The organism is Nocardioides sp. (assembly GCF_047606145.1).
In the GTDB taxonomy this organism is placed as follows: Bacteria; Actinomycetota; Actinomycetes; order Propionibacteriales; family Nocardioidaceae; genus Nocardioides.
In genome coordinates, this window is sequence record NZ_JASGET010000064.1 from 1 (window position 1) to 26,286 (window position 26,286).

The following is a 26,286-nucleotide window of genomic DNA, read 5'->3' on the forward strand; positions in this document are numbered from 1 at the left end:
CCTGGCGCGGCTCGGCCTGGCCGGCCGCCGAGTCGTGGTGCTCGCGGCGGCGCTGCGCCGAGACCGGCCGGCGGTCGAGCCACCGCCGGAGTCGTCGGACTCCGGCGACTCCGAGCGCGTCGCGGACGCCCTGTCGGTGCATCTGTCCGCCTCGGTGCCGTCCTCGGCGGTGGCGGTGCTCGGGGGAGTCGTGCACGCGCTGGTGCCGGTCCACCAGGGCGCGACGGCGCTGATGGCCGAGGAGCGTGCGGCACGCCTCGCCGAGGAGTTCTGCGAGCGTCTGGGCAGCCGGCTCCCGGTCGTGGTCGCGGTCGGGCCGGCGAGTGCCGAGGTGAGTGGCGTCACCGCCTCGCGGGCGACCGCCGTCCGCGTGCTCCGGGTGCTGCGCGAAGGGCACGCGCAGCGCAGGGTCGCCCGGCTGGTCGACGTACACACCCAGGCGCTGCTGCTCGAACTGCGCGACCTCGCCGCCGCCCGCGGCGAGCGTCCGGTCGGCCCGATCGCCAGGCTGCTGGAGTACGACGAGCGCAACGACTCCGGGCTCGCCGAGACCCTCGAGGTCTGGCTCGATGCCCTCGGCGACGTCCGGGCGGCCTCCGCCGCGCTCTTCATCCATCCCAACACCCTGCGCTACCGCCTGCGCCGACTCGAGGAGGTCAGCGGGCTCGACCTCGCCGACCCCGAGCAGCGGTTCGCCGCGATGCTGCAGCTGCGGATCCTGGCGCCGCGCTGAGGGCGGACACGGACCGGATCGCGGGTCATCGGGCCCCCCGTTCACGGACCGGTCGTCTAGGCTGCGGGCGGTGGACCACCAGTTCCTGCTGATCGCCCTGGCGGCGCTGGCGATCATGATCGCCGCCTCCGTCTTCTCCCGGCGTACCGGCGTGGCGGCCCCGCTGCTGCTGGTGGGTCTCGGCATCCTGGCGAGCTACCTGCCCAGCACCCCGGAGATCCACGTCGAGCCCGAGCTCATCCTGGCCGGCGTGCTGCCACCGTTGCTCTACTCCTCGGCGATCAACCTGCCGGTCATCGACATCCGCCGGAACCTGTCGCTCATCGCCTGGCTCTCGGTCGTGATGGTGATCGTCTCCTCGCTGGTCATCGGCGTCGTCGTCCACCTGGTCTTCCCCGGCATCTCCTTCGGGCTGGGGGTGGCGTTGGGCGCCGTGGTGAGCCCGACCGACGCGGTCGCCGCGACGGCGATCGGGCACCGCGTCGGGCTGCCGCCGCGCCTCTCCGCGGTGCTGGAGGGGGAGAGCCTGGTCAACGACGCCTCCGCTCTCGTCATGCTGCGCACGGCGATCACCGCGGTTAGCGCCACCGGCGGGTTCTCGCTGGGCCACACCATCCTGGACTTCGCCTGGGCCGTCGCCGGCGCCGTGATCATCGGCCTGGTGGTCGGGGTGTTCACCGTGCGGCTGCGCCAGCGCCTGGACGATCCGGTGCTCAACACCACCATCTCCTTCGCGGTGCCGTTCCTCGCCTACTTCCCCGCCGAACAGGTCGAGGCCTCCGGCGTGCTGGCGGTGGTCGTCGCCGGTCTGGCCACCGGCTCGATGGGCAGCCGCCGCTTCAGCGCACGGGATCGGCAGACCCAGGCCACCACCTGGACGACAGTGAGCTTCATCCTGGAGAGCGGCGTCTTCCTCGCCATGGGCTACGAGCTGCCCGAGCTGCTGCGTGACTCCAGTTCGGAGACCTCCACCGGCCAGACCATCGGGCTGGTCCTGCTCGTGACGGCCCTGCTGGTCGTGCTGCGGTTCCTCGGCCTGGCCTGGCCGGCCCTCGGCCGTCGCTACGGCCACGAGGCCCGCAGCGACCAGCAGCGCGCCCGCCTCGACCAGTTCGAGGAGCAGCTGGCGGCGGTCACCCCGGAGGGTGACCGCGAGGAGACCCGGCTGGAGTGGGCCCGGCGGCGAGTGGCCCGCGGCAAGGCCGACATCGAGTTCGAGGCGCGGGAGCCGATCACCGCTCGGGGCAGCTTCGTGCTGGCCTGGGCCGGGATGCGGGGCGTCGTCACGGTGGCCGCCGCGCAGACCATCCCGACCGGCGTCGCCCATCGCGCCACCGTGGTGATCGCCGCGTTCTTCGTCGCGATCATCACCCTGGTCGGCTTCGGCCTCACGCTGCCGAGCGTGATCGCGCGGATGCGACTGCGCTCGGCGAGCGACAAGGAGCGCCGCGACGCGTTCCACTCCCTCCTCCAGGAGGTGGGCGAGGAGGCGGTCGAGGTCGTCGGCCCGGTCGACGAGCAGACCATCGACGGCGAACCGATCCCGCCGCAGCTGGCGGCCAGGATGAAGGAGCAGATCCTTCCCCGGATCCTGACCGGCGTCCGCGAGCGCCGCGAGACCCGGCCGGACGCGCTCGAGCGGTCGCGGATCCTGCAGCGCCGCTACCTCGACGCGATGCGGGACGCGCTCGCCGCCGAGCGCAGCATCGGCGCCTACAGCTCGGAGACCTATCGCAAGGTCGAGTCGCTGCTCGACGACTACGAGCAGCGGCTCGGCGGCTGACCGGCGTCCGGCTCCCTCACCGCGCACCGAGCAGGGCGCGGGCGATCCGGTCCATCTCGCCCTCCTCGTCGGCCGCGACCACCTGGACGGTCGTCGGCGGCGTCAGGTGGAGACGCTCGACGATCCGGTCGCGGGTGGTCGTGTCGTGCTCGCCGATCCCGCCGGTGAAGACGAGCCGGTCCCAGCGCGCCAGCATGGTGGCCGCCGCCGCGATGGCCATCGCGGCGCTGTGCACGAACATCTCCACGGCCAGTGCCGCGTCGTGATCGTCCGCGGCGAGCAGGTCGCGCAGGTCGTGCCGGCCGTTCGCGATCCCGGCGAGCCCGGAGCTCCGGTTGAACAGCAGCCGCAGCTCCTCGCCGGAGTAGCCACCGTGCTCGAGGAGGTAGAGCGGCACCTCCGGATCGAGATCGCCGGACCGGGTGCCGGAGATCATCCCGGCGGTCGGCGTCATCGACATGCTGGAGTGGAGCGGTCGCAGCTCGGCGTCGACGGCGGCCACGCTGCAGCCGCTGCCGAGGTGGGCGACGACCGTGTTCATCGGACGCGGCAGCCGCCGCAGCGCCGAGGAGACCGACAGGCCGTGGAAGCCATAGCGCCGTACGCCGAGCGCGGCGAGCTCCGCGGCCACCGGCAGCCGGACGGCGTACTCCGGGAGCCCACGGAAGAACGCGGTGTCGAAGCAGGCGACATGCTGCGCCTCGGGCCACACCGCCCGCGCCTCCTCGACGACCTCCAGCGCGGCCGGAAGATGCAGTGGCGCCAGCGGCACCGCCGCCCGCAGGTCGGCGAGCAGGCCCTCGTCGATCACCGCGTGGTCGAGATGCTTCGCCCCGCCGTGCACGATCCGGTGCGCCACCGCGTCGGGCGCCCGGCCGCGTCGCGCCACGGCGGCGGCAACGGCCCGGACCGCCGTACGAGCATCTCCGGTGAACGGCCGCTCCTCACCGTCGACGCGGAGCAGCCCGGCCGGATCGCCGAGCCGCTCCGCCTCGGCCCGCAGGGCGTGCCCACCGCCGTCGCGGTGCGCACCGTCGCGCAGCAGCGCCTTGAGCGAGGACGAGCCGGTGTTCAGCGCCAGCACCGCCAGGCCGTGGCCCGGCTCCGCGCTCACCCCTGCGCCGGCCACCGCCACCCGCTGATCTCCGGCATGTCCTCGAGATGCTCGCGCACGTAGTCGTGATGGCGCTCGAGCTGTGCGTGACAGTACGCCGCCAGCTCCCGGCCGCGCTCCGGGACCCGCCGCGCGCGACGCAGCGCCTCGAGCACCAGGTGATACCGGCTCATCCGGTTGAGCACGACCATGTCGAAGGGCGTGGTGGTGGTGCCCTGCTCGGAGAAGCCCCGGACGTGGAATCGGCCCGGGTTCTCCCGCCCGTGCAGCAGCTGGTGCACCGCGCGCGGGTAGCCGTGGAAGGCGAAGACGACGTCGGTGTCGGCGGTGAACAGCTCCCGGAAGAACTTCTCGCCGAAGCCGTGCGGATGGTCGTCCGGCGGCAGCAGCGCCATCAGGTCCACCACGTTGACCACCCGGACCCGCAGGTAGGGGACGTACTCCCGGAGCAGCGCCGCCGCGGCCAGGGTCTCCAGTGTCGGCACGTCGCCCGCGGCGGCGAGCACCACGTCGGGCTCCTCGTCCGGACCGTCGGTCGGACTCCGATCATCGCCGGCCTCGGTGCCGGCCCAGTGCCAGACCCCGGCGCCCACCGCGCAGTGCGCCTCGGCCTCGTCCAGGGAGAGGAACTGCAGGTGCGGCTGCTTGTCGACCACCATCAGGTTGACGTGGTTGCGGCTGTTCAGGCAGTGCCGGGCGATCGAGAGGGTGGTGTTGGCGTCCGGCGGCAGCCAGACCCGGACCACGTCGGGCGAGAGCGGGATCGCGGTGTCGATCAGCCCGGGACCCTGATGGGAGAAGCCGTTGTGGTCGTTGCGCCAGCAGGTCGAGGTGAGCAACACGTTGAGCGAGGCGACGTCGGCCCGCCACGGCAGGGTCTCGGCGTGCTGGAGCCACTTGGTGTGCTGGACCAGCATCGAGGCCGAGACCATGGCGAAGGCCTCGTACGTCGCGAAGAGGCCGTGGCCGCCGGAGAGCAGGTATCCCTCCAGCCACCCCTGGCACAGGTGCTCGGAGAGCACCTCCATCACCCGTCCCTCGGGCGAGAGGTGGTCGTCGGTCGGCAGCGGCGCGGTCTGCAGGCACCTGTCGGTCGCCTCGAAGACCGCCTGCAGCCGGTTGCTGGCGGTCTCGTCGGGACAGAAGAGCCGGAACGTGCCACCGCCGTCCTCGCGGGTGTCGGCACGATAGATGTCGCGCAGCAGCCTGCCCAGCGGCTCGGTGTTCTCGTGGACCCCGGCGCCGGGCGCGGTGACCGCGCAGGCGTAGGGCTCCAGGGCCGGGATCGGCAACGGCGTGACCAGCAGGCCGCCGTTGGCGTACGGCGTGGCCGACATGCGCTTGCCACCCGCGGGAGCGAGCTCCTGCAGGTCGGCGACCAGGCGTCCGGCGTCGTCGAAGAGCTCCTCGGGCCGGTAGGACCTCATCCACGCCTCGAGCTGCGCGAGATGCTCGGGGTTCTGCTTCACCCCGGCGAGGGGCACCTGATGCGCCCGGTGCGTGCCCTCGACCTGGACGCCGTCGACGGTGTGCGGCCCGGTCCAGCCCTTCGGCGTACGAAGGATGATGGCGGGCCAGCGCTCGGGTCCGGCGACTCCGGCCGAGGCCCCCGCCGACCGCGCCCGCCGCTGGATCTCGACGATCCGGGCACGCGCCGCCGCGACCGCGCGATGCAGGTCACCGATCACCACCTCCGGGTCGTCGCCGGCGACCACCACCGGTTCCCAGCCCTGGCTGTGCAGGTACGCCGAGACCTCCTCGTCACTGGCCCGGCCGAGCACCGTCGGGCCGGAGATCTTGTAGCCGTTGAGCTGCAGGATCGGCAGGACCGCACCGTCACGGCGTGCCTGGAGGAAGGCCGGGAGCTTCCAGGACGCCGAGAGCGGCCCGGTCTCCGCCTCCCCGTCGCCGATCACGCAGGCGACCAGCAGATCGGGGCGGTCGAAGGCGGCGCCGGCGGCGTGAGCGAGGGCATAGCCGAGCTCGCCACCCTCGTGGATGCTGCCGGGCGTCTGCACGCTCACATGGCTGGGGATGCCACCCGGGGTCGAGAACTGTCGCACCAGCGCCGTCAGTCCGTCCGCGTCGGCCGACACCTTCGGGTAGACCTCGCTGTAGGTCCCGTCCAGGTAGGCACAGGCCACCAGCGCCGGCCCGCCGTGGCCGGGGCCGGTCACGTACAGACAGTCCTGGCCGGTGTCGCGGATCAGCCGGTTGAGGACCGTGTAGATCATCGAGAGCGCGGGACTGGTGCCCCAGTGCCCGAGCAGCCGCGGCTTGATGTGATCGGGGTGCAACGGCTCCCGGAGCAGCGCGTTGTCCTGCAGGTAGATCTGGGCGACGGTCAGATAGTTCGCGGCGGCCCACCAGCGCAGGTCCGCCGACCTCTGTTCCGACGCGTAGTGCGAGGGTTCTGCCACGTTCTTCCTCCCGGTCGAGCGACTGAGGCCACACACCCTGCGACGGCGCGACGCCGTCTCGATGCCAGGCGCGGCCGCACCGTCGACGGGCCACCGGCCGGGCACCCCCAGGCTACGTCGGGCGGCATGGGGATCAACGGCCCCGGAGAACCGGTCCGAGACTCACTCCCAATACCAGCGGAAGCCCATCGTGCCGGGCCCGAAGTTGGTCACCGTCCGGCTCACCCCGGTGCCGAACGTCTCGACCTCCTCGACGTGCTCGACACCGTCGAGGACGGTGTAGCTCTCGCAGCGGGCCGGGACCTTGCGCGGGTCGAAGCGGATCCACAGGCTCGCCGAGGTCATCTTGCGCACGGCCCAGTAGAAGAACTCGTTGTCGTCCGGGTCGATGCCCTGGTAGTCGATCTGCTGCTCGAGCAGCGCCGTGTCCCCGACGTAGAGCTCACGATCGAGCAGCATCTCGGCGACCACGAAACCGGACTCGGCGTCGTGCCGGATCCGGCCCAGCCGATACCCGCCCAGCGGGGTGATCGTGGGCATCGGGGCTCCCGGGGCCTCGACCCGGAGGACCATCGCCCGGCGGCAGGCGCCGTCGACCAGCCCCTCGACCACCACGATGTAGGTGCACCGGCGGGGCGCGCCCGCGGCGTCCAGGTCGTACTTGATGGTCACCTCCCGGTCGATCAGCTCGTCGGAGGGTGACTCGAAGTCGAGGTCGCCCAACAGCCGGCGGATCACCTCGTGCCGGTCGCTGAGGCGGGAGAGCGCCTCGGGCTTCAGCCGCCGTCGACGCTGCTGGTCGAGCAGGCTCTCCAGCTCCCCCGGATCGAGGCGCAGGATCTCCTCGATCTCGGCCAACGCGTGCAGTGAACGGCGCTGCTCCGGCTCGCTGCGGCCCGACCGCCAGTAGCTCAGCGTCGCCATGCTCACCGGCGTACCGCGCGCCTGGAGCGAGCGATGCAACTCACCGAGGCTCATCCGTCGGCGCTCGAGCGCCGTCCCGAGCGCTGACGCGAAGGGGCGCGCGTCGCTCATGGTTAAGGATTCTACGATCGTCGGCCAACGACGTACGGCGGGTTTCACCGCGTGGCCGCCCACCCTTCGCCCGGCCCTTCACAGCCCTTCACACAGAGCTCGCCGTGCGTGTGAAGGGCGGGCGTCTAGTCTCCGACTCAGCGTTGCAGTCGGGATCGATCCGCGAGAGCACCAGGGGACCTGCTCACGTCAACGCCACCAAGGGGAACGACGCCTGGGACACGCCCCATCTCGCAGTGGTCTCCACTGCGAGATGGGCCCCGGCGCCCGGCACCACCCGACGAGACTCGTCCGCGCTCGCCGCCGCTCGAGCGGCAAGCCCCCGTCCCGTCGCCGCTCGAGCAGCGAGCCGAGCGAATCGAGACGGTGGCGCCGAGCCACCAACGAGGAGCCGAGCCCCTCCGAGGGGCCGGAGTCCTCTCCGGCCCGGGACCTTGGGCCCGGTCACCGGTGGTCGCTGGCCACTGTCCCGACGCGGCCCGACCGGGTGGAGTGGAGCCGACAGCGCGACTCTCCCGGAGGCACCTTCGATGGCACCGCAGGACCTGCAGCACCCTCGCCCGGCCGCGGCTGCTCGCGGTGACGACGGCCCGCGACCCGTCCCGACCATGATGGGCCCGACGCACGCGCTCGCCGCGCTGCGCGGCCGCGACCTGCTCAGCGAGACCGACCTCACCGTGACGGAGTGGCTCGCGCTGGTCGAGCTCGCCGCCACGCTGAAGGTCGAGCGATCCGAGCCTTCCGGTCGACAGCGACTGGCCGGGCGCAATCTCGCGCTACTCTTCGCCAAGGCCTCGACCCGCACCCGCTGCGCGTTCGAGGTCGCCGCCCACCAGGAGGGCGCCCACGTCACCTACCTCGACCCCGAGTGCTCCCATCTGGGGCACCGGGAGTCGGTCGCGGACACCGCCCGGGTGCTCGGTCGGATGTACGACGGCATCGCCTACCGCGGGTTCCATCACGATGTCGTCGAACTGCTGGCCGACGCCGCGGAAGTGCCGGTCTGGAACGCGCTCACCGACCGTTGGCATCCGACCCAGTCGCTGTGCGACGTACTCACCCTGCTCGAGCACGCCGACAAGCCCGCCGGTGAGATCGCCGTCGCGTACGTCGGGGACGCACGCAACAACGTGGCCAGCTCCCTGCTCGTCGCCACCGCGATGACCGGGATGGACATCCGGATGGTCGCACCGGAGCCGCGACAGACCTCACCCGTCGTGCTGGCGACCGCCCGCGCGATCGCGGCCACCACCGGCGCCCGGGTGCGCCAGACCAGCCGGGTGGCCGAAGGCGTCGAGGGAGCGGACTTCATCTACACCGACGTGTGGCTCTCCCTGGGCGAGCCGGTCGAGCGCTGGCGGGAGCGCATCGACCTGCTCACGCCCTACCGGGTCGACGCCGCCCTGTTGGGCCGGACCGGCAACCCGGAGGTGAAGTTCCTGCACTGCCTGCCGGCACTCCACAACGACCGGACGGAGCTGGGCAGAGAGCTGCTCGCCCGCACCGGGGAGCCCGGCGTCGAGGTCAGCGACGAGGTCTTCTCCTCGGCGCACTCGATCGTCTTCGACCAGGCCGAGAACCGCCTCCATGCCGTCAAGGCGCTCCTCCTCGCGACACTCGGAGGCACGACATGAGACCTCCCCGAACCCACCGCCGACCGACCTCACCGAACGGAGCCCACCATGCCTGAGACCGTCGCGACACCCGCAGAGTCCACCACCGCCGACCTCGCCACCGAACCTCGCCCCGTCCTGGTCGCGGTCGACGGCTCGGCGGGGAGCGCCGCCGCCGTCCGGTACGGCGCCACCGCGGCGCGCCGTACCGGACGACCGCTGAGACTCCTCTACGTCGTGCCCGACTACGTCTCGATCACCGGAGGCGTGCCCGCGCCGTTCCCGCTGTCGCCGAGTGAGCTCAAGGACGCCGGGGAGGCGATCGTCGAGGAGGCGTTCCGGGTCGCCCGGGAGATCGTGCCGGCCGACCGGATCGCCCGGTCGGTCGCCATCGGCTCGCGCGTCGCCACCCTGCTCGAGGCGACCGCGGAGTCGGAGCTGACGGTGCTCGGCGACGACCGCACGGCACCGGCCGAGCGGCTGGTGGTCGGCTCGTTGGTCACCAAGATCGCGGCCCAGTCGCCGAGCCCGGTGGTCACCGTGCCGAGCTCATGGACCGCCGAGGTGGAACAGCGCGAGGACGCGCGCGTCGTCGTCGGGGTCAAGGACTACGACCGGGTGCCCGACCAGCTGCTGCGCACCGCCTTCCGGATCGCCCAGGACCGGGCGGCGAGACTCGAAGTCGTCTACGTCTGGGACGTGCGGGCGATGTATCCCCGCATGGTGGTCCCCACCATGGACTTCCCGGGCTGGCGGGCGATGGTCGACCACCAGCTGCGCGCGGCAGCCGACGCGGTGGGTCGGGAGTTCCCCGGAGTCGACGTCGGGGTGCGAGCCTGGCACGGCCAGCCGGCCCAGGTGCTGCGCGAGCGCGCCCGGGACGCGAGCCTCCTGGTGCTCGCCCGCCGCGCCCACGGCTTCCCGCTGGGACACTTCGGCAGCACCGGACGCGCCCTGCTGCGGCACTGCACCTGCCCGGTCGAGGTGCTGCCGCTCGCCGAGGTCCAGGGCACGCCACGGCCGGAGGGGCACTAAGTCCCTCGGTCGGGGGAAGAACGGCCATGGGAATGCCGACCCGGCCGGTCTACCGTGGCACGGTGACCGAGAGCAATCCACCGACCGCTCCGACCAGGATCCGGGTCTATCTGCTCGACGACCACGAGGTGACCCGTCGTGGCCTCAGGGACCTCCTCGAGGAGGAGGGCGACATCGTGGTGGTGGGCGAGTCCGGCCTCGCCGAGGAGGCGAAGCAGCGGATCCCCGCGCTGCGTCCCGATGTCGCCATCCTCGACGGACGGCTCCCCGATGGCTCGGGGATCGACGTCTGCCGCGAGGTCCGCTCACGCGACTCCAAGATCGCCGCACTGATCCTCACCTCGTTCGACGACGACGATGCGCTCTTCTCGGCGATCATGGCCGGTGCCGCCGGCTACGTCCTCAAACAGGTCCGGGGCTGTGACCTGGTGGAGACGGTGCGCCAGGTGGCCGCCGGGCGGTCGATGCTCGACCCCGCGGTCACGGCGCAGGTCCTCGAGCGCATCCGCTCCGGGCCCAAGACCGACGGGGTGATGGACCGGTTGACCGCGCACGAGCAGCGCATCCTGGACCTGATCGGTCAGGGCATGACCAACCGCCAGATCGCCCGGCACCTCGATCTGGCGGAGAAGACGGTGAAGAACTACGTCTCCTCGCTGCTCGCGAAGCTCGGTGTCGAGAGTCGCACGCAGGCAGCGATCCTGGTGACCAGGACGCGTCGGCGTTGATACCTTGAGCGGTCTCACCGAGAGGGAGATCGCCGTGGGTCCCCAGATGCCCGAACAGCCGTCGGAGCCCGCGCCGGTGCCCACCCCCGGGTCGGGCTCCGGGTCGAGTTCCGGGTCGAGTTCCGGGTCGAGTTCCGGGTCGAGGCTGGACGAGGTCTCCTTCGAGACACTGCTGGGCGAGGTGCTGACCCGGGTCAAGGACATCCGCGACGAGAAGGTCCGCTGGCGGCTCCTGCTGGAGGCGGTCGTCACTATGGCGGCGGGCGTCTCGCTCGATGACCTGTTGTCCCGCATCGTCCGGATCGCGAGCAGCCTGGTCGGCGCGCGCTACGCGGCTCTGGGGGTGCTCGCCTCCGGAGGCGAACGACGCCTCCGGCTGTTCGTCACCCACGGGATGAGCAGCGAGGAGATCGCCGAGGTCGGCGACCTCCCCGAGGGGCACGGCATCCTCGGGCTCATCATCGATCATCCCCAGCCGCTGCGGCTGCATGATCTCGCCGCCCATCCCCGGTCCTACGGCTTCCCGGCGAACCATCCCCCGATGCACTCCTTCCTGGGAGTCCCGGTGCGGACGGGCGAGAAGGTCTTCGGCAACCTCTACCTGTGCGAGAAGTCGGACGGTGAGGACTTCACCGACCAGGACGAGGAGATCGTGGTGGCGCTCGCGGCCGCCGCCGGCGTCGCGATCGAGAACGCCCGGTTGCACGAGGACGCCCACCGCAAGGCACGCTGGCTGCAGGCCCGCGCCGAGATCACCGCGGCCGTCCTGGCCGAGATCGACCACGTCGACGTGCTGCAGCTCGTGGCCGACCGGGCCCGGGAGATCGCGGAGGCGGATCTGGCCTGGATCGCCACCGGGCCGGAGGCGGAGCTTCTCCGGATCGAGGTCGTCGCCGGACTCGACGTCGAGCGAGAGGCTCTTCGACTGGCACCGCTGCGCCAGTCGCTCGCGAGCCGAGCGATCCGGTCGGGCAGCCCGTCGATGATCGAGGACCTCTCGACGCAGAGCTGGTGGGCCGCCGAGACGACAGGAGTCGACCTGCCTCCGTTCGGCCCGGCGGTGGTGATCCCGCTGGGTCAGGCGCGGGGTACCGATGGCTCCGACACGGTCGGCGTACTGGCCCTGGCATGGCGTCCCGAGAACGCGCAGAAGGCCCAGGAGCTCGACCTGGCGGTCGCCAACAGCTTCACCGAGCAGATCGCGGTGGCGATCGCTCTGGCCCGCAACCGCCAGAACCGCGAGCAGTTGGCCGTGTACGACGACCGCGACCGGATCGGACGCGACCTCCATGACCTGGTGATCCAGCGCCTGTTCGCGATCGGACTCCGGCTGCAGGGGAGCCTGCGCCTGACCGACGACCCGCAGCTCCGGTCCCGGCTCGACGAGGCCGTCGACGAGATCGACGAGACGATCCGTGACATTCGGCGCTCGATCTTCGAGCTGGGCACGCCCGCCCAGGGCGACGACGTCCAGTCCGAGGTGACAGCGGTCGTCGACCGGGCCGCCGGCGCGTTGAAGTTCCGTCCGTCCCTCGGCCTCAGTGGGCCGGTACGGCTGCGCGTCACCCCCGCGGTGGCCCAGGACCTGCTCGCCGTCCTGGCCGAGGCGCTCTCGAACGTGAGTCGTCATGCCGAGGCCACCGAGGCCGAGGTGTCGCTGGCGGTCTCCGACCGGCTGGTGCTGCGGGTGTGCGACAACGGTCGCGGGATCCCGACCGGCACCCCGGAGAGCGGGCTGGCCAACATGCGGCGGCGCGCCGCCAAGCACGGCGGGTCCTGTGCCGTCTCACCGCGCGATTCGGGAGGCACGGTGGTGGAGTGGACCGTGCCGCTGTCCTGAGCCAGGCTCGCGCCGACACTCGCCGCGCGCCGCTCCGGTCATCGGGGGCCCGGGCACCACGACTCACGTCGGGACCAGGCGCCGGCCGGTGATCTCATCGGGCGTGATCCGCACGTGGAACGGGCGAGCGCCCTCGACCCACGGCGCCGGACGGGTGTCGGCAGCGGGCAGGTCGGCCGACTCGACGAACGTCGCATCGCCGCGGACCAGCACGCTCCACCCCGACTGGGTGTACTCATCGATCTCGTCTATCTGGAAGGCCGCATGGCCGCGGTACAGGTGCTGGGCCAACATCGAGTACGGCGAGGTCCGGAACACCACGGTCCCGGCATCCATCACGTAGTTGACCGGCAGGATCACCGGGAACGCCTCGTCGCAATAGGCCACTCTGCCCACCTGCGTTCTCTCCAACAGTTCGAGACACTCCGACTCGGTCAGGACATGCAGACGACCCGGGAACCAGCTCTCCCTCATCGCAGTACCCCTTCGCTCGTCGACCGGCGCTCCATGCCTCCACCGTGCCCGGACCGACGGTGGAGGCACACGGCCGAAGGTCCCGGCGCTCCTCGGCGAAGGTCCCGCCCCTGACACCGTCCCGCCGGCCGGCACACTCCCGCGCGGCCGATGAACGCGTCCTCCTCGCGCACGACGCGAGCGGCGATCACCGACGACAGAAGCCGCAGGTCAGCGAGCTGACCTGCGGCTTCTTCGGTGTGCGCGCCCGTAGGGATTCGAACCCCAAACCTTCTGATCCGTAGTCAGATGCTCTATCCGTTGAGCTACGGGCGCAGTGTCATGCGACCCGAGAAGAGTAGCCGACGCCGGCGACGAGGCCGAAATCGCGATCGGCGGCGTCATCCACCGCGGATTCGGCCGTCTCGTTCACCGACGCCGCGGATGCCGGCCGAGCCGGGTCCGCGCTATGGAAGGATCACCGACAACGAGAACACCTGGGAGGCGTGGGTGAGCGAGCAGTCCTCGGAGAGCCGGGAGATCCTGGAGGGCCCCGGCTTCGAGTTGTACGAGCTCGCCGTCTCCGCCGGGATGCTCCGGGCCGACGACCCTCGGCTCGCCGAGGGCGGTGAGTACGCCGACGCGCTGGGTGTCCTGGTCGAGCTCGGCCTGTTGCAGCACGAGCCGGAGTCGTCGCGCTGGGTGCCGGTCGACCCGACCGCGGTGCGCTCCCGGATCGTCACCCCGATGAGCCTCGAGGCCACCCGGCTGATCGAGGAGTCGTCGCAGTGGGCGCGGGACTTCGGCGTGCTCTCCCAGGCCTGGCGGCGCTCCTCGGTCGCCGAGCAGACCGGGCCGTTCACCTACCTGCGCCGCTCCCAGGTCGGCCGGTACATCGAGGGGGTGATGCTCGACTGTCAGGAAGAGCTGCTCACCGCCCAGCCCCAGGCCGGCCGGGACGTCGCCGGCCTCCCGGACTCGATCGACCTCGAGCGGCAGGTGCTCGAGCGTGGCGGCATCGTGCACACCCTCTACCAGCACGCCGCCCGACGCGACGCCGCGACCCGGGAGTACGTCGTCCGGATGGCCGAGCTCGGCGCCGAGGTCCGCACGCTCGACGAGTTCTTCCCCCGCACGATCATCGTGGACCGGCGGGTCGCGATCATCCCGACCCCAGATCCGAACACGGTCGCGGTGGCGGTGCGCGAGCCGTCGGTGCTGGCCTACCTCGCGGACCTGTTCGAGCGCTCCTGGCAGCGGGCGCGACGGTTCAGCAGCACCGACGTCAACGTGCTCCGAGACATCGCCGCGGAGCAGCGTTCGATGACCATGCGGCTCCTCGCCGAGGGCCATTCCGACCCGGTGGCCGCCAAGCGGCTCGGCGTCAGTCCGCGCACGTACGCGGGCTACGTCGCCGATCTCAAGCGTGAGTTCGAGGTCGAGACGCGGTTCCAGCTCGGCTACATGGTCGGGCTCACCGGACAGCCACTCGGCCCCGCCGACGAGGATGCGCCGCCGGCCGACAAGGCGCAGTAGCCGATCTCAGCGACCCCCGACGATGTCGCCCCAGGTGACGTCCGCGTGGGCTGGCTCCGAGACACTGACGACGCCGAGGCCGGCAAGGACCAGCGCGGCAAGCGCGAGAACGATTCGGCGGGCAGGCTTCATGATGAGCAGTCCTATCGATGTGAGCTCATCCGGGTTCTCCGGATGTCTGCGACAACAGTCTTGTCTATTATCTCCCCTCCGCCTAGCCCCACGTTCACAGAAGATGACGACGATGTGAAGAAACCCATCGAGTGGCGTCCGACAGGGTGGTGCACGGCTCCCGGAGCGTGTCGGTGCGTGGAGCGACGACGGCCACCGCGTGATTTGTGAGTGTGGGTCAAAGCCTTGCTGCACTCGGTCTACGACCAGCCAGACGCCGAGTCCGTCCACGCCCAGTTCGACTGCGTCGTCGACGCGATGGGCGAGAAGCTCCCCGAGGTCGCTGAGCATCTTGAGGAGGCCCGTGCCGACATCTTGCATCTTGGCCTTCACCGCCTTCCCCAAGGAGATCTGGCGCCAGATCTGGTCGAACAACCCCAACCAGCAGCTCGACAGGGAGATCCGCCGACGTACCGACATCGTCGCGATCTTCCCCGACCGGCCCAGCATCATCCGCCTCGTCGGCGCGGTCCTGGCCGAGCAACGCGACGAGTGGGCCGAAGACCTCCGCTACCTCGGACTACGACGCACTGGCGAAGTCACAAGCCATCGACACCACCCCCATCACCGGGGAGGTGACCGACGAACTGACCATCCAGGCCATCACCGCCTGAACTACAACGACGAAGGATCACCCGTCGTACACCGCCCCAGCGGACTTGACCAGCTCAGTTGGCTTATTGCCCCAACCCCAAGGCAGTAAAGAAGGCCCTTGTCGTCGACAGCTCCTTCGGAGTCGCCCAACGCGACAACGCAACCGGCGCGGCCACAAAGTACTTTGCCTTCTGCCACAAACGTTCTGGCGGCGCTTGTGCCTACGTGCCGAGCCGCTTCCCAACGTCCGCGGCATGAACCTCGGCTGCCATCGAGCGGGGCAGGAGCCGGAATGGACCGCCGTCCGACCGAAACCGCGCGGTAGTCACACTCTCGCCGGAGAGCAACTCATCGCGGTTCACCAGGGTGACGCGGGGCGCGTAGAACATCGCCAAGCCGTAAGGGATCTCAAGATCACCGAGTCGGAGCACGAGGTCCTCGTTGGTGAAGCGCAACAAGAACGGGTCCTCTGTCAGCTGCTCTACGAACTTCCGCTGCTTGCCGGGCATCACGTTAGCGGTGAAGTCGTCATAGGGCGTCTCCCCCTGTTCACCCTCCAAGGAAGCGACAGCGGCTTGGACCATCTGCAAGTCGCGCAGGATGAACTCTTGCGGGAGACGAAGGCTTCGGTCCAGCAGTTCCTCGAGCCGACGCAACGCTCTGGCCGCCTCCACGAGAGAATCGATCGGCCCGAACGGGCGGTCCTCGATCCGTTCGCCTTGGGAGACCAAGCCCGGGACGCGGAACCGCAGCTGGCGACCCTCCGTCGCAGCCGCCTGAAACTCCAGCAGCGGCAGGACTGCGGCCAAGTCGAAATCGGTGAATGCCGCGAACTCCAGGGTCAGCCCTCCCCCAGGAAGGAGTTGCGGCGCAGTGAGGTCCCTCGGGCGAGGAAGGCGAACGGTCACGGACAGGGCACCAGCCGCATCACCTCCCATCAAGGTCACACCATCGCTCCCGCTCATACGCTGGCGCAGGTACACGTCGACCGATGCGATCACCTGGTCTCCGACCTCGCCAAGGATCTGTACCTGTCCGCGGATCGGCCTCGGCAGCGTGATCACGGCCGATCTGATCTGCACCTCCCCCGGCCCCTCGATCCCACTCAGCAGTCGCCGCACCTCCGGCGACGCGTCGAGGCGGATCTCGACAGCACCCGAGGGCACCGTCACCGCGCCGCCGAACCTGGTCACCTCCTCATACCTGGTGCGCAGGGCTGGCTCGCCGACCGCATCAAAGTGGAAGGTCGTGAGTAGGTTCACCGGATCGAGTTCGGCTGCGTCGGGTGTCTTTGCGCGGAGCGTGTTGACCGTCAAGTCACCCTCGACCCTCCAGTCCACCGTCCAGTGCGGTGAGACCTCATCAATCAGTCGCCGCAGGTTGCGGTTCCGCTCCGCAAGGTCCTGCGTGCCCGACGCGAGGACCGCCGTCTCGTGGCCATAGTCACCCGCCAGCTGGAGCAGCTCAGCCTGTTCTCCTTCGACGTAGCGTCGCAGATCGCGATGCTCCGCGAACTGACCGTCCAGCCAGTCCTGTCCCCACCACTGCAGTTCCACGCCGGGCGCACACGCCTGGAGCTTGCCCGTGAACCAGGCATCCTCGCTCGACGTCGAGCCGGTACGCGACGGCGTTCGGTTTAGCGGTACTACCAGCACCCACTTGCGCATCTTCGGCGCGTTCTTGACTGCTGTCCGGAGCGAGGACTCGATCTGACGACGGCGACTGTTGTTGAGCCGGTCGTGGAAATACTTGCACTCGAAGACCGTGAGGCCATCTTCGGTGACGAGCCGCGCGTCGGCGCCACCGTCGCCACCGGCCCCGTCGAGGCTCGTCAGCCCGGGGTACAGACGGCGTAGCAACATCTGCGCCGCTCGCTCGAACCGCTGCGGATCCAATCCACTCCAACGAAGCATCCGGTGAACACCTCCAGCCGATTCCATCACGCTGCGCCGACATCCCGACATCGCTGGAACCCCAACGCGTCGATCGCCATCTGGCATCGTCAACCTAGAAACGCTCCCGGCCTGGGAGCGGCCAATGCAGAACGTCGGACTCTTCGGGCCACGCGACGTCGACAAGAACGTCTTCTACGTGCCGTTCGGTCCCTACGACCCGGCGGACCCCAGACACAGCCGTCTTGTCACCGTCAGCGACGACGTCTTCGCCCGACTGGAGCACGTCATCTCGCCCCTCACCCACGCTGAGAAGCTCTACACCACCGTGGGCGACGAAGCACGACAGATCCTCAACAGCGCCGTGTTCCGACACCTCAAGGTCGACAGCATCCCCGAAGACGGCCGCAACGTCCCAGCGATCACCGACGCACCGCTCACCGGACCAGCGGGGCCGTCGCCGGCCCCGCTGGTCCCCGAACAGAAAGAACCCTCGCCGAGCATTCGCTCAGCGAGGGTTCCAACCTGATCCAGCTGGCGGAGGCGGAGGGATTTGAACCCTCGATGGGGTTGTAGCCCCAAACCCGCTTAGCAGGCGGGCGCCATAGACCAGACTAGGCGACGCCTCCCCGACAGCCCGGACAGGCTACAAGCCCGGGCCGCGATTCCACCAATCGGTTCGCCGGCCGGCCCTGAGGACCCCCGACGGAGGAGTGCGCCTGACGGATCGCTCCGGACTCATTGCTCCAGCGGCGTGATGCTGGCGGCGAAGTGCCGTTGCATCTCGCGGACGAACTCCTCGCGGTCGATCGCCAGGATGCTCACCGGGATCGTCGTCGACCGGCCGTCGCGCAGCCGCAGGACCAGGCACGGTGTGCCGTGCGACCACGAGGTGACCGCCTCGGCGATGTCCACCCAGCGCGCCTCCCGAGTTCCCGCTCCGCGGACCAGCCGCACCGAGTATCCCTGTGCGGTGCAACGGACGACGTACGCCTTCACCCGCAGCCACCAGTGCCCGGCGGCGACGGCCACCAACCCGAGCACGAGGACGGCGAGGATCCAGCCGTGGCCGGCGCCGACCGCGCTCACCACCACAGTGGTGAGCATGACGACGAGTGCCAGCGCGACCACGGCCAGGCCGAGGAAGCGGATCCGAAGCGCGCGGGCGAGACGGTAGAACGTGGCGGTCGGCGCGGGCACTCCGGCATTCTTCCCGACCGCCGCCCGAACCACCGCATCGGCTTGTCTGCTTAGGTGACCTGGGTCACACTCGAGATATGGCAGGCGTACGTCCAGCGACCACCGAGGCCCTGCGCGCGTTCGAACAGGCGCTGGTTCCTCCGCGCGCCGGCAGCAACGTCGGCAACTGGCGCTGGTCGATGCGGCAGCGCCTCGCCCGGCTGCGCGAGGCGCTGATGATCGAGGACGCCGGCACCACCGACGCCTGGCTGACCCCGCGGACGGGGTCCGCGCTGCGGGAGCGTGGTGCCCTGCTCAGCCGGCTGTCCTGCCTGGGCGACGACGTGCTCGACCGGTCCGACCTGAGCGAGCTCCACCGGGAGCTGCAACGGCTCGCCGTCGACCTGCATCATCACCTCCAGCGGATCAGCGATCTGGCCTACGACGAGGTCGAGCTGGAGCTGGGTGGCAGTGACTGAGCACGCGACCGAGTAGCGACCGAGTAGCGACCGAGTAGCGACTGCGCCTGGTCGCGGACGCCCCGTAGACTTCCCGCCTGTGGACCTGCCGGTCCTCGGAGGGGTGCCGGAGTGGCCGATCGGAACCGCCTTGAAAGCGGTCGTAGGGAGACCTACCGCGGGTTCGAATCCCGCCCCCTCTGCCAGCGAGATGTGGCGAATGCGAGCGCCCCGTTCGCGAGACGCAGAGCCTGCGCCTCCTCTGGTGCCATGGAATCAGGGCGGCCCTCAGCACGGCGACGAGCGGGGCGTGAACGCCCAGGCCCGCTCGTGGCGCGCTCCTCCTCCGGACGGCGCGGTCGTGGATGCCAGACCCAGGTTGGCCGGAACAGGGACGGCGGCCTCGACGGCTATCGTCGAGCCGTCGTGGACGACGGTGACCGAGCAGCAAGCGTGGCGTAGACGACGAGGTTGTCGGTCGAGGGCGCCCCGGAGGGCTTCTCGAGGCAGGTGATGACGGCAAGCCGCTTCGGCGTGTTGGTCCACAGACTCGTCTGAGTCCCGATGTCGGTCTTCTTCACCAGCTGGGTCCCGGTGATGGTGTACTTCGTGCTGCCGACGAACACCGCTTCCCCTTTGCTCACTGCGGCCTTCTGGCCGGGGACGTCGATGAGGTAATTGCCGGGCGCCGTGCCGCCGCCGCGCAGGGAATGGGTGACCAGGTACACGGTTCCCTTGCTTGGCGTGGTCATGGTGGTTCCGAGGTTGCGCACGGCGTAGACCGAGGTCAAACCGGGTGGGGTGAGCTGTCCCGCGGCGACGCTGATCTGCCCGACCGGGACGTCGAGGCCGACGGCGGGAACGCGGAACCGCAGACCGGTATCGGCGATCGCGTGCATCTGTCTCTGGACCTTCGCCGAGGGCAGCGTGCCGGGGTCGAGTCGGACCTGCCTGCCGGTCATGTCGGTTGGCCCGTGCTGGGTCGTAGAGGTCAGTGACGCGATGATCGCCCAGATGGCCCCAGCGACGATCACGAGGATCGCGGCCAGGGCCACCCAGCGGGCGCGGCGGCTGCGCAGCTGGAGCATCACTCCTGCCAGGTGCCCTTACGGCGCATCCAGAGCACCAGCGCCACCCCGGTGGCCAGCAGCGCCGCGAGCCCACCGAAGGGGAGGAGCCGCTCCCACACGGACGGCTGGTCGATGGTGTATCCGCCGGTGTTGACCGCCACCACTGGCGATGTGGGGTCACCGATGGTGGTGGTCGTCGAGCAGTCGCCGCTGGCGCGGCAGGACCCGCCATCCGCCGTCGGCTCGACGGTGTTCAGGAGCCGGTGGTTGCCGGTGTCAGGGTCGTTCACGGTCACCGAGTAGGTGATCTTGATCGTCTTCCCCACCGGCAGTGGACCGGACCAGGACAGCGTGTGGCCGGAGACGGTCGCCCCATGAGTGGCGTCCTTGTCATAGGTGGCGTCGTCCAGCACGTTGCTCAGGTCATCGGTGAACGAGGCCGGCCTGCTGGCGGTGTAGGCCACCTTGCCGGTGTTGGTGACGGTCACCGTGTAGGTGACCTTGCCGCCGGGCTTCAAGTGGCCGGCGGAAGCGGTCTTGGCCACCGTGTACGAGCCGCCGGACACGTCGGCCGTGCAGTCGGCGTTGTCGGTGCCGGTGGGGCAGTCGCCGCCGCTTCCGCTCGGCGTGACCACGGTGTTGTCGAGGTGCTGATCCCCCGTGTCCGGGTCATCGACAGTGACCGAATACCTCACCCTATGGGTCGCGCCGGCGGCGAGCGCACCCGACCACGAGAGCGTGGGAGCCGCATAGCTCGCTCCGCCGGTCGCATCCCGGTTGTACGTGGCGTCATCGAGCACGCTCGACAGATCATCGGTGAACGAAGCCGGGTTCGCGGCCGTGTAGTCCACGCTCCCGGTGTTCTTCACCGTCACCGTGTAGTGGATCGTGTCGCCGGGGTTCGCCTCGGTCGCGTCGGCCGTCTTCGTCACCGTGAAGGACGGCGCCGTGTTCGTCACGTTGCACAGGTAGGCGTCCTGCCCCGGCACCGTCAGCGTCCACGCACCCTTGGTGCCGCCGGTCGCGACCGTGGCTCCGGTCGCCGTATCGGTACAGACGACGGCAGCCCCGTATTGCGAGAGCGCACTTGGCGATCCGGCGGCCATGGCGTCCGTGATCGTGTACGTCGTGCCCTGGCTGACTGGCCAGTCCGTCGTCGAGATGGTGGTGGCCGAGCCCGCGGTGGTCGCATCGGTCAGCGTGGCCCCGGCGGCGCTGTCGAGGCCGACCGTGAACTGATCGTTCGCCGCGAGGCGTCCGTCGACGGTCTTCTTCACCGTCACCGTCGGGATCGGCGCGGTCGCGCATCGAGCGCCGTCGTTTCCATCAGACACCGGACCGGTGGCAAGGTCGATCGCGGTGACGGACGCGGGGTCGATGCGATAGATCTCGCCGGTGGCGTTGTTCGAGAAGTACAGGTTGCCGGCCGCGTCCGCATAACCGGCACCGTACGACGGTGCTCCGACGGGAACGCCAGGGACAGCGCCGAGGTCGGTCTCCTGGTGGGTCGTCGTGTCGAACTTGATCAGGTGATTCGTGCGGTCCTGGATGCTGTAGAGCGCACCGTCGACGTACACCCAGTCCGAACCGGTGATGTTGGGCGACAGCGTTCCGGACGCAAGCACGTTCCCATACGTCGCAGATCCGGCTGCGTAGTCGATCTCGTACCACGTGGCGGGCGACGTCGTACTGCTGCTCGTGATCCAGTAGTGACCTTCGTTGTCGAAGTCACCGACGTTGTAGCCGCGGGTGGTGTCGAATCCGGTCGGTGCCGCCAGTTCCGTCAGCGTGCCATCGCTGGCGACCTGCACGATTTCGCTGGTACTGAGGTCATAGCCGTACATGTAGTTGTCGGTCGTGTTATATCCGAGAGCGTTGACGTCATCAGCGGTGGAACCGATCTGGGACGAGGCGCCGCTGACCAGGTCCACCTGATAGATGCTGTGCGGCGGGGCGGTGCCGTCGCCGTTCGGCGACTGGAAGAGATAGCCGTACGTCGAACATGTCCATGCCGGGCCGTCCGCCGCAGCGGCGGGCTCCGCGCTGCCGAGGACGACGCCCCCCGCCGCGACCGTCATCAGCGATGCCCCGGTCAGTGCCGTGACCGTCGCCAGGGCGACGCGTCCTCGTACGCGGTGTCGCGATCGACCGGCCCGAGCGGCGTTCCTGAAAATCTCGCGTAGACGCACAGAAATGTCCTTCGTTCATTGACCTCGCGGAGGTCAGCGATGGCTGCCCCGCGGCACAGTCAAGACTCAGGTCGCGCACGGCCGGAAGTGGTGCGGAGCAGTTTCACCAAGCGCTTCACCAACGACACGACCCGTAGGAGTGGCGCGACCTGGCGTACGAAGCCGTTGACTGAGACCGGCACGTCACCGTGCGGCGAAGGCTGCTGCTTGGGGGTACGGCATCCCGAGTGCGAAGTGACCAGGCGCCGCGGTCCGACGTTGCCAGGGCGCACGATCGCACGAGCTTCATGGCATCTGGCGCGCGGCAGGAAGCAGCCCGTGTGGAACGCTTCCGACTGGCGCCGCGATCCGGCGCCCGCCTTTTCGAGTGCCGAAGATGGGGGGATCACGTTGTCTGCACCGGGACGCCCGGTCACGTCCAGCGATAGGTCGGTGTCGGGCGTGACGCCCACGACGTCTGTCGATGATGCGGCTCCCGCGGAGTCGCTTCAGCAGGCACACCGTGCTCACGATTGGGCGACGGTGGTCCGCGTCGTCGAACGGCATTGGATGTCGTTGATGCACCAGAACTTCGTGGAGACACGAGCCGCACTCCAAGAGGTCCCGGTTCCCATCGTGGCTGACAGCATCGCCGCGGTTGCCATCCGCGACTTCTTTCTTCTGCGTTGGCGCGCCGGCGATGATCTGCTGCTCGACCTCGCGCGCACGTCGCGGCTGAGTGATCCACACTGGGTCAAGGCGCTGCCGATCCCCCGATGGAACACGTCGGTCTCCGACGCGGCCGCGGTCATGATCGCCTTACGGACCCGCGGGGAGATGTCGCTCGCCCAGCGCTATGCGGAGAGCATCGATGAGGTCCTGAACGCCTGGCTGACCTGCGCCGGTGTGCCCGGGCAGGGCTTTCCCCCCGACGAGCTGAGCATCATGCGCCATGTCGGCATCACGCGCATGTTCGCCGGGGACCACAGCGGAGCCGTGCAGACCCTACGACGGGCCTTCCGCTTCAGCCCGCGGGCCGCAGGCGATCCGGCCGGTCCAGACGCTGCGACCCTCACGGCGATCGCCTACGGGTTGCTCGGGGAAGCGGTGGAGGCTGAGGAATGGCTGGCTCGCGGCCACGACAAGAGCACCGAACTGGGCCCGCCCGGCACGCTCCGCACACTGCGCGCGCTCGCCGGTGCGCTGCTGGCGATCGAACAGGGCCGTCAGACGCAGGCTCGCCGATCCTTGGCCCAGCTCGAGAGCCGCATCCCGGGCGAATTCGTCTGGGAGACGGCGTACGTCTATGCACGCGCCAGGTACGACCTGGTGTGGGGCGACCGCCGCCGACAACTACGTCAGCTCGCCGATGAACGCGCACGCCTGCCCCGATGGCTACAGGCCGATTCGACCATGGGGCCGCACATCGACGCCATCGAGGCGGAGCTGCTGATTGCGATCGGAAATGGAACCGAAGCCCAGCGACTTGTCGCCGCCTCCGAGCATCCACGGCTGCTCGTGCCCCGGGCGCGGCTGGCAATGCTCAGCGGCCGCCACGATGAAGTGGTCCGACTCGCGACGATCGGACTGACGAACGCCGCGCTCAACGCCCGCGACCAGACCCAACTCCAGACCCTGAAAGCCGTCGCCCAGGAACGCCTCGGCGACACCCCGGCGGCACGCCGCTCGCTCACCGACGCCATCAACAGCGCCGACGTCTCCGGTGCTCGGCTCGGCCTCGCCATGGCCCCACGGACCGAACTGTGCAAGCTCGGCGCCGCCGAGGGCCTGACGTACCGCTTGGAGACCCTGCTGTCCGGATTGCCCGAGGTCTTTCCCGCGTCGGTCGACATCGTCACACTCACGACTCGCGAGCGCGAGGTGCTGCACCAACTCGCCGATGGCCGCACCATCCGCGATATCGCCGATTCGAGCTACCTGAGCCAGAACACCATCAAGAGCCAACTGCGCAGCCTCTACCGCAAACTGGGCGCGACCTCGCGCGAACGTGTGATCGCTCTCGCGCACGAACACCACTTGATCGACCGATCATGACGGTGCCGTCGGCCTCGGCGTAGGCGGCGCCGGGCCGCTGGGGCTCAGCGCGGGCGGTCATCGAGGCTGGTCAGGACGTGTCGTGACCGCCCGACAGACCCGCTCGGCCTGCTACAGCAGCGGTCGGCCTCGGCCGGGCTCGGCGCGTACGGCGCTGGTGTCCTCCGCCGCCTCCCGCGCCACCCGCCGGCCCGGGGCCTCGCCGCTCGGGACCCGCGGGACTCCGGTCAGGGCGAGGTCGAGGCGGATGATCAGCACCCCGATGATCAGCCCGAGCACCAGGCTGTAGCCGATGCCGGCCAGTGCCTCCAGCACGCCGAGATCCGGGTTGGCCAGCGTGGTGGCGACCGGGGCGGTCAGCGCCACCCCGAACAGGCACACCCACCACCCCTGCCGGCGGCGGGCCCGCATGTGGGTGCCCCACACCAGCGCCGGGATGCCCAACAGCGCCTCGATCGGCCTCGGGTAGCCGCCGAGATGGTCACGACACCAGTCCAGACCGTCGTGCACGCCGCCGATCAGGTCGGGCGCGCCGTAGCGGCGGATCATCTCGGCGTACAGCAGCGTGACGGCGAGCATCAGGCCGCCGCCGGCGACCACGAAGACTCCCCGGCGGCCGAGGCCGTGCAGGCCGGCACCGAGGCGGTAGACCAGCCCGAACGCCCCGACCAGGGCGCAGGCGAGCACCGCGAACTGGTAGCGCGAGACCGTCACCACGGGCTCGAACCCGAGTGCCGCGACGCCGCCGACCGCCGCGATCACCGCAGCGGCCAGCACCTCACGGACCGTCAGCAGCATCCGCTGGACCGGGACGGTGGTCATCACGCCGAGCACGGCGCCGGTGGCGGCGGTGATCACCGCCGCCCCGGTGCGCAGCTCGTCGGTGCCGATCAGCACCACCCCGGTCCCGGCGACCAGGGTGAGCGCGGCGACGATCAGCGGCCGACTGCCGCTGCGGGTGGCGAGCGCCCAGGCGTAGGAGACCTCGACCGCCACCGCGCCGGCGTTGGCCACCCAGGAGTGGTGCAGCCGCTCCGGGCCGGGATCGAGCTGGGAGGCCAGCGCGAGCAGCCCCCCGACCAGGACGACCGCCCAGACGACGGCGAGCACCACTCGTCCCCCACGGCGGCCGCGTCCGCGTTCGTGGCGCCGGCTACCGCCCGGGGCGCCGTTCTCGCTCACCGCTGCCTCCGTGTCGGTCGTCGAAGCGCCCGAGATCGGGGCGGACACGGCTCGGGTCATGACGGTCAAGACTACAAGCGCCGACCGGGTGCCCGCCTCGCACCGTCACGACCGGGCCGCCCCGGGCCGGCCGTGACCGGGTCGTGATCGGGCAGGGTCAGGCAGCGAGCGCGCCGCGCTCACAGGCGGCGGTTGGCCAGCGACGGATTGGTCTCGCGTACGGCGACCAGCCGGCTGCGCTCGACGACGCCCTCGGCGACGGCATCGTCCTCACCCAGCTCGAGGAGGACGTCGCCGAGCGGGTCGAGCAGCATCGAGTGGCCGCTGTAGCGCGGCCCGGACTGCCCGGCCGCCGCCACGAAGACCGTGTTCTCGATGGCACGGGCGCGCAGCAGGGTGCGCCAGTGGTCGACCTTGCGCGGGCCGGCCACCCAGGCCGCCGGCACCACCAGCAGCTCGGCCCCCGCCTCGACCAGCCGCCGGGCCAGCTCGGGGAAGCGCAGGTCGTAGCAGGTCATCAGCCCGGTCGGCACACCGGCGACGTCCACCACCGCCGGGGCGAGCGGTCCGCCGGTGAGCGCGTCCGACTCGCGGTAGCCGAAGGAGTCGTAGAGATGGATCTTGCGGTACTCGGCGGTCGCGGCGCCGCGGACCAGCAGCGTGTTGAACGGCCGTTCCGGATCCGGGGAGGTCTCGAACATGCCGGCGACCAGGGTCGACCCGGTGCCGGCCGCCACTCGGCCCAGCTCGCTGCCGAACGGTCCGGCCACCGGCTCGGCGTACCGGCCCAGCGGCGAGCCGGGCTTGCCGAAGTCCCGGGCGAAGGCCTCCGGGAAGACCACCAGATCCGCACCCTGGCCGGTCAGCGGCTCGAGCAGCGCCCGGTTCTCGGCCGGCTCCAGGCCGGAGGCGTGCTGCACCAGGCGGATCCGCAGACTCTCCCAGGTCATGGGTCAAGCCTGCCACGTGCCACAGTGGCGGCATGGCGGAGACCGAGTACGCGGCGATCGTGCTCGCCGGCGGACGCGGCAGCCGGCTCGGCGGCGTGGACAAGGCGACTCTCGAGATCGGTGGCCGCAGCCTGCTCCACCGCGTGCTGGCGGCCTGCGCCGACGCGGCCGAGGTGGTGGTCGTCGGGGATCCGGTGGCCGGCACCGAGGCGCGCTTCGTCCGTGAGCAGCCGCCGTACGCCGGCCCGGCCGCGGCCCTGCTCGCCGGCTGGACCGC

Annotated in this window: 21 protein-coding genes, 3 tRNA genes and 1 pseudogene; 13 read left to right on the forward strand and 12 right to left on the reverse strand. The window is 70.3% G+C overall.

Annotation, left to right across the window (positions count from 1 at the left end; genetic code table 11):
- Positions 1-733 (forward strand): PucR family transcriptional regulator (locus QM638_RS08035; RefSeq protein ID WP_415141438.1); only part of this gene is annotated, 733 nt, incomplete at its 5' end.
- 70 nt (positions 734-803) lie between these two features.
- Positions 804-2,516 (forward strand): cation:proton antiporter, encoded by a 1,713-nt coding sequence (locus QM638_RS08040; protein ID WP_415141439.1) that lies wholly within the window; start codon positions 804-806, stop codon positions 2,514-2,516.
- A 16-nt stretch (positions 2,517-2,532) separates the two neighbouring features.
- On the opposite strand, the gene QM638_RS08045 is transcribed toward QM638_RS08040, so the two are convergent.
- The 3 genes from QM638_RS08045 to QM638_RS08055 all read right to left on the reverse strand — a co-directional run bounded on the left by QM638_RS08045 (position 2,533) and on the right by QM638_RS08055 (position 7,085).
- A complete protein-coding gene (locus QM638_RS08045) occupies positions 2,533-3,630 on the reverse strand; it encodes an acetate kinase (RefSeq protein ID WP_415141440.1) in 1,098 nt (365 codons plus the stop codon).
- The gene (locus QM638_RS08050; protein WP_415141441.1) at positions 3,627-6,050 is read right to left on the reverse strand and encodes a phosphoketolase; all 2,424 of its coding nucleotides are present in this window, start codon (positions 6,048-6,050) and stop codon (positions 3,627-3,629) included. The genes QM638_RS08045 and QM638_RS08050 overlap by 4 nt, the downstream gene beginning before the upstream one ends.
- A gap of 162 nt (positions 6,051-6,212) precedes the next feature.
- On the reverse strand, positions 6,213-7,085 hold the full coding sequence (locus QM638_RS08055) for a hypothetical protein (protein WP_415141442.1): 873 nt from the start codon (positions 7,083-7,085) through the stop codon (positions 6,213-6,215).
- Between the two features lie 611 nt (positions 7,086-7,696).
- Here QM638_RS08055 and argF point away from each other — a divergent pair.
- From argF to QM638_RS08075, 4 genes are all read left to right on the forward strand, one after another.
- Positions 7,697-8,719 (forward strand): ornithine carbamoyltransferase, encoded by a 1,023-nt coding sequence (gene argF / locus QM638_RS08060; RefSeq protein WP_415141458.1) that lies wholly within the window; start codon positions 7,697-7,699, stop codon positions 8,717-8,719.
- Positions 8,720-8,767: 48 nt separating this feature from the next.
- Entirely contained in the window at positions 8,768-9,733 is a 966-nt protein-coding gene (locus tag QM638_RS08065; RefSeq protein ID WP_415141443.1) for a universal stress protein, read from the forward strand.
- Positions 9,734-9,795: 62 nt separating this feature from the next.
- Positions 9,796-10,461: a response regulator gene (locus tag QM638_RS08070; RefSeq protein ID WP_415141444.1), complete on the forward strand. Its 666-nt coding sequence runs from the start codon at positions 9,796-9,798 to the stop codon at positions 10,459-10,461.
- Between the two features lie 46 nt (positions 10,462-10,507).
- On the forward strand, positions 10,508-12,301 hold the full coding sequence (locus tag QM638_RS08075) for a GAF domain-containing protein (protein WP_415141445.1): 1,794 nt from the start codon (positions 10,508-10,510) through the stop codon (positions 12,299-12,301).
- Between the two features lie 63 nt (positions 12,302-12,364).
- Here QM638_RS08075 and QM638_RS08080 read toward each other — a convergent pair whose 3' ends face one another.
- Positions 12,365-12,775 (reverse strand): pyridoxamine 5'-phosphate oxidase family protein, encoded by a 411-nt coding sequence (locus QM638_RS08080; protein ID WP_415141446.1) that lies wholly within the window; start codon positions 12,773-12,775, stop codon positions 12,365-12,367.
- A gap of 242 nt (positions 12,776-13,017) precedes the next feature.
- Positions 13,018-13,090: transfer RNA gene (locus tag QM638_RS08085), tRNA-Arg, on the reverse strand.
- 108 nt (positions 13,091-13,198) lie between these two features.
- Between QM638_RS08085 and QM638_RS08090 the strand changes: the two genes are divergently transcribed.
- Together QM638_RS08090 and QM638_RS08095 are read left to right on the forward strand one after the other, a co-directional pair.
- Positions 13,199-14,290 carry a LuxR family transcriptional regulator gene (locus QM638_RS08090; protein ID WP_415141447.1) on the forward strand — a complete coding sequence of 364 codons (1,092 nt, stop codon included), beginning with the start codon at positions 13,199-13,201 and terminating at the stop codon, positions 14,288-14,290.
- A 348-nt stretch (positions 14,291-14,638) separates the two neighbouring features.
- Positions 14,639-15,075, forward strand: a pseudogene (locus QM638_RS08095) (transposase); the annotation flags it as partial.
- Between the two features lie 201 nt (positions 15,076-15,276).
- Here the strand turns inward: QM638_RS08095 and QM638_RS08100 are convergent.
- Positions 15,277-16,968, reverse strand: a complete 1,692-nt coding sequence (locus QM638_RS08100) for a hypothetical protein (protein ID WP_415141448.1) — start codon at positions 16,966-16,968, stop codon at positions 15,277-15,279.
- A gap of 124 nt (positions 16,969-17,092) precedes the next feature.
- On the opposite strand from QM638_RS08100, the gene QM638_RS08105 reads away from it, so the two are divergent.
- A complete protein-coding gene (locus tag QM638_RS08105; protein WP_415141449.1) occupies positions 17,093-17,476 on the forward strand; it encodes a hypothetical protein in 384 nt (127 codons plus the stop codon).
- Positions 17,477-17,482: 6 nt separating this feature from the next.
- Here the strand turns inward: QM638_RS08105 and QM638_RS08110 are convergent.
- Together QM638_RS08110 and QM638_RS08115 are read right to left on the reverse strand one after the other, a co-directional pair.
- Positions 17,483-17,576, reverse strand: a tRNA-Ser gene (locus tag QM638_RS08110).
- A gap of 109 nt (positions 17,577-17,685) precedes the next feature.
- A complete protein-coding gene (locus tag QM638_RS08115; RefSeq protein ID WP_415141450.1) occupies positions 17,686-18,147 on the reverse strand; it encodes a hypothetical protein in 462 nt (153 codons plus the stop codon).
- Positions 18,148-18,224: 77 nt separating this feature from the next.
- Between QM638_RS08115 and QM638_RS08120 the strand changes: the two genes are divergently transcribed.
- Both QM638_RS08120 and QM638_RS08125 read left to right on the forward strand, forming a co-directional pair.
- Positions 18,225-18,605 (forward strand): hypothetical protein, encoded by a 381-nt coding sequence (locus tag QM638_RS08120; protein ID WP_415141451.1) that lies wholly within the window; start codon positions 18,225-18,227, stop codon positions 18,603-18,605.
- Positions 18,606-18,702: 97 nt separating this feature from the next.
- Positions 18,703-18,790 (forward strand) — tRNA-Ser (locus tag QM638_RS08125).
- 204 nt (positions 18,791-18,994) lie between these two features.
- On the opposite strand, the gene QM638_RS08130 is transcribed toward QM638_RS08125, so the two are convergent.
- Both QM638_RS08130 and QM638_RS08135 read right to left on the reverse strand, forming a co-directional pair.
- The gene (locus QM638_RS08130; RefSeq protein WP_415141452.1) at positions 18,995-19,672 is read right to left on the reverse strand and encodes a class F sortase; all 678 of its coding nucleotides are present in this window, start codon (positions 19,670-19,672) and stop codon (positions 18,995-18,997) included.
- Positions 19,672-21,732 carry a DUF6923 family protein gene (locus tag QM638_RS08135; protein ID WP_415141453.1) on the reverse strand — a complete coding sequence of 687 codons (2,061 nt, stop codon included), beginning with the start codon at positions 21,730-21,732 and terminating at the stop codon, positions 19,672-19,674. The genes QM638_RS08130 and QM638_RS08135 overlap by 1 nt, the downstream gene beginning before the upstream one ends.
- A 429-nt stretch (positions 21,733-22,161) precedes the next feature.
- Here QM638_RS08135 and QM638_RS08140 point away from each other — a divergent pair, with 429 nt between their 5' ends.
- Positions 22,162-23,877: a LuxR C-terminal-related transcriptional regulator gene (locus tag QM638_RS08140; protein WP_415141454.1), complete on the forward strand. Its 1,716-nt coding sequence runs from the start codon at positions 22,162-22,164 to the stop codon at positions 23,875-23,877.
- A 111-nt stretch (positions 23,878-23,988) separates the two neighbouring features.
- Here QM638_RS08140 and QM638_RS08145 read toward each other — a convergent pair whose 3' ends face one another.
- The gene (locus QM638_RS08145; protein WP_415141455.1) at positions 23,989-25,059 is read right to left on the reverse strand and encodes a hypothetical protein; all 1,071 of its coding nucleotides are present in this window, start codon (positions 25,057-25,059) and stop codon (positions 23,989-23,991) included.
- A 179-nt stretch (positions 25,060-25,238) separates the two neighbouring features.
- Positions 25,239-26,009 (reverse strand): carbon-nitrogen hydrolase family protein, encoded by a 771-nt coding sequence (locus QM638_RS08150; RefSeq protein WP_415141456.1) that lies wholly within the window; start codon positions 26,007-26,009, stop codon positions 25,239-25,241.
- A gap of 32 nt (positions 26,010-26,041) precedes the next feature.
- Between QM638_RS08150 and QM638_RS08155 the strand changes: the two genes are divergently transcribed.
- Positions 26,042-26,286: molybdenum cofactor guanylyltransferase (locus QM638_RS08155; RefSeq protein WP_415141457.1), on the forward strand; the 245-nt coding region annotated here is incomplete at its 3' end.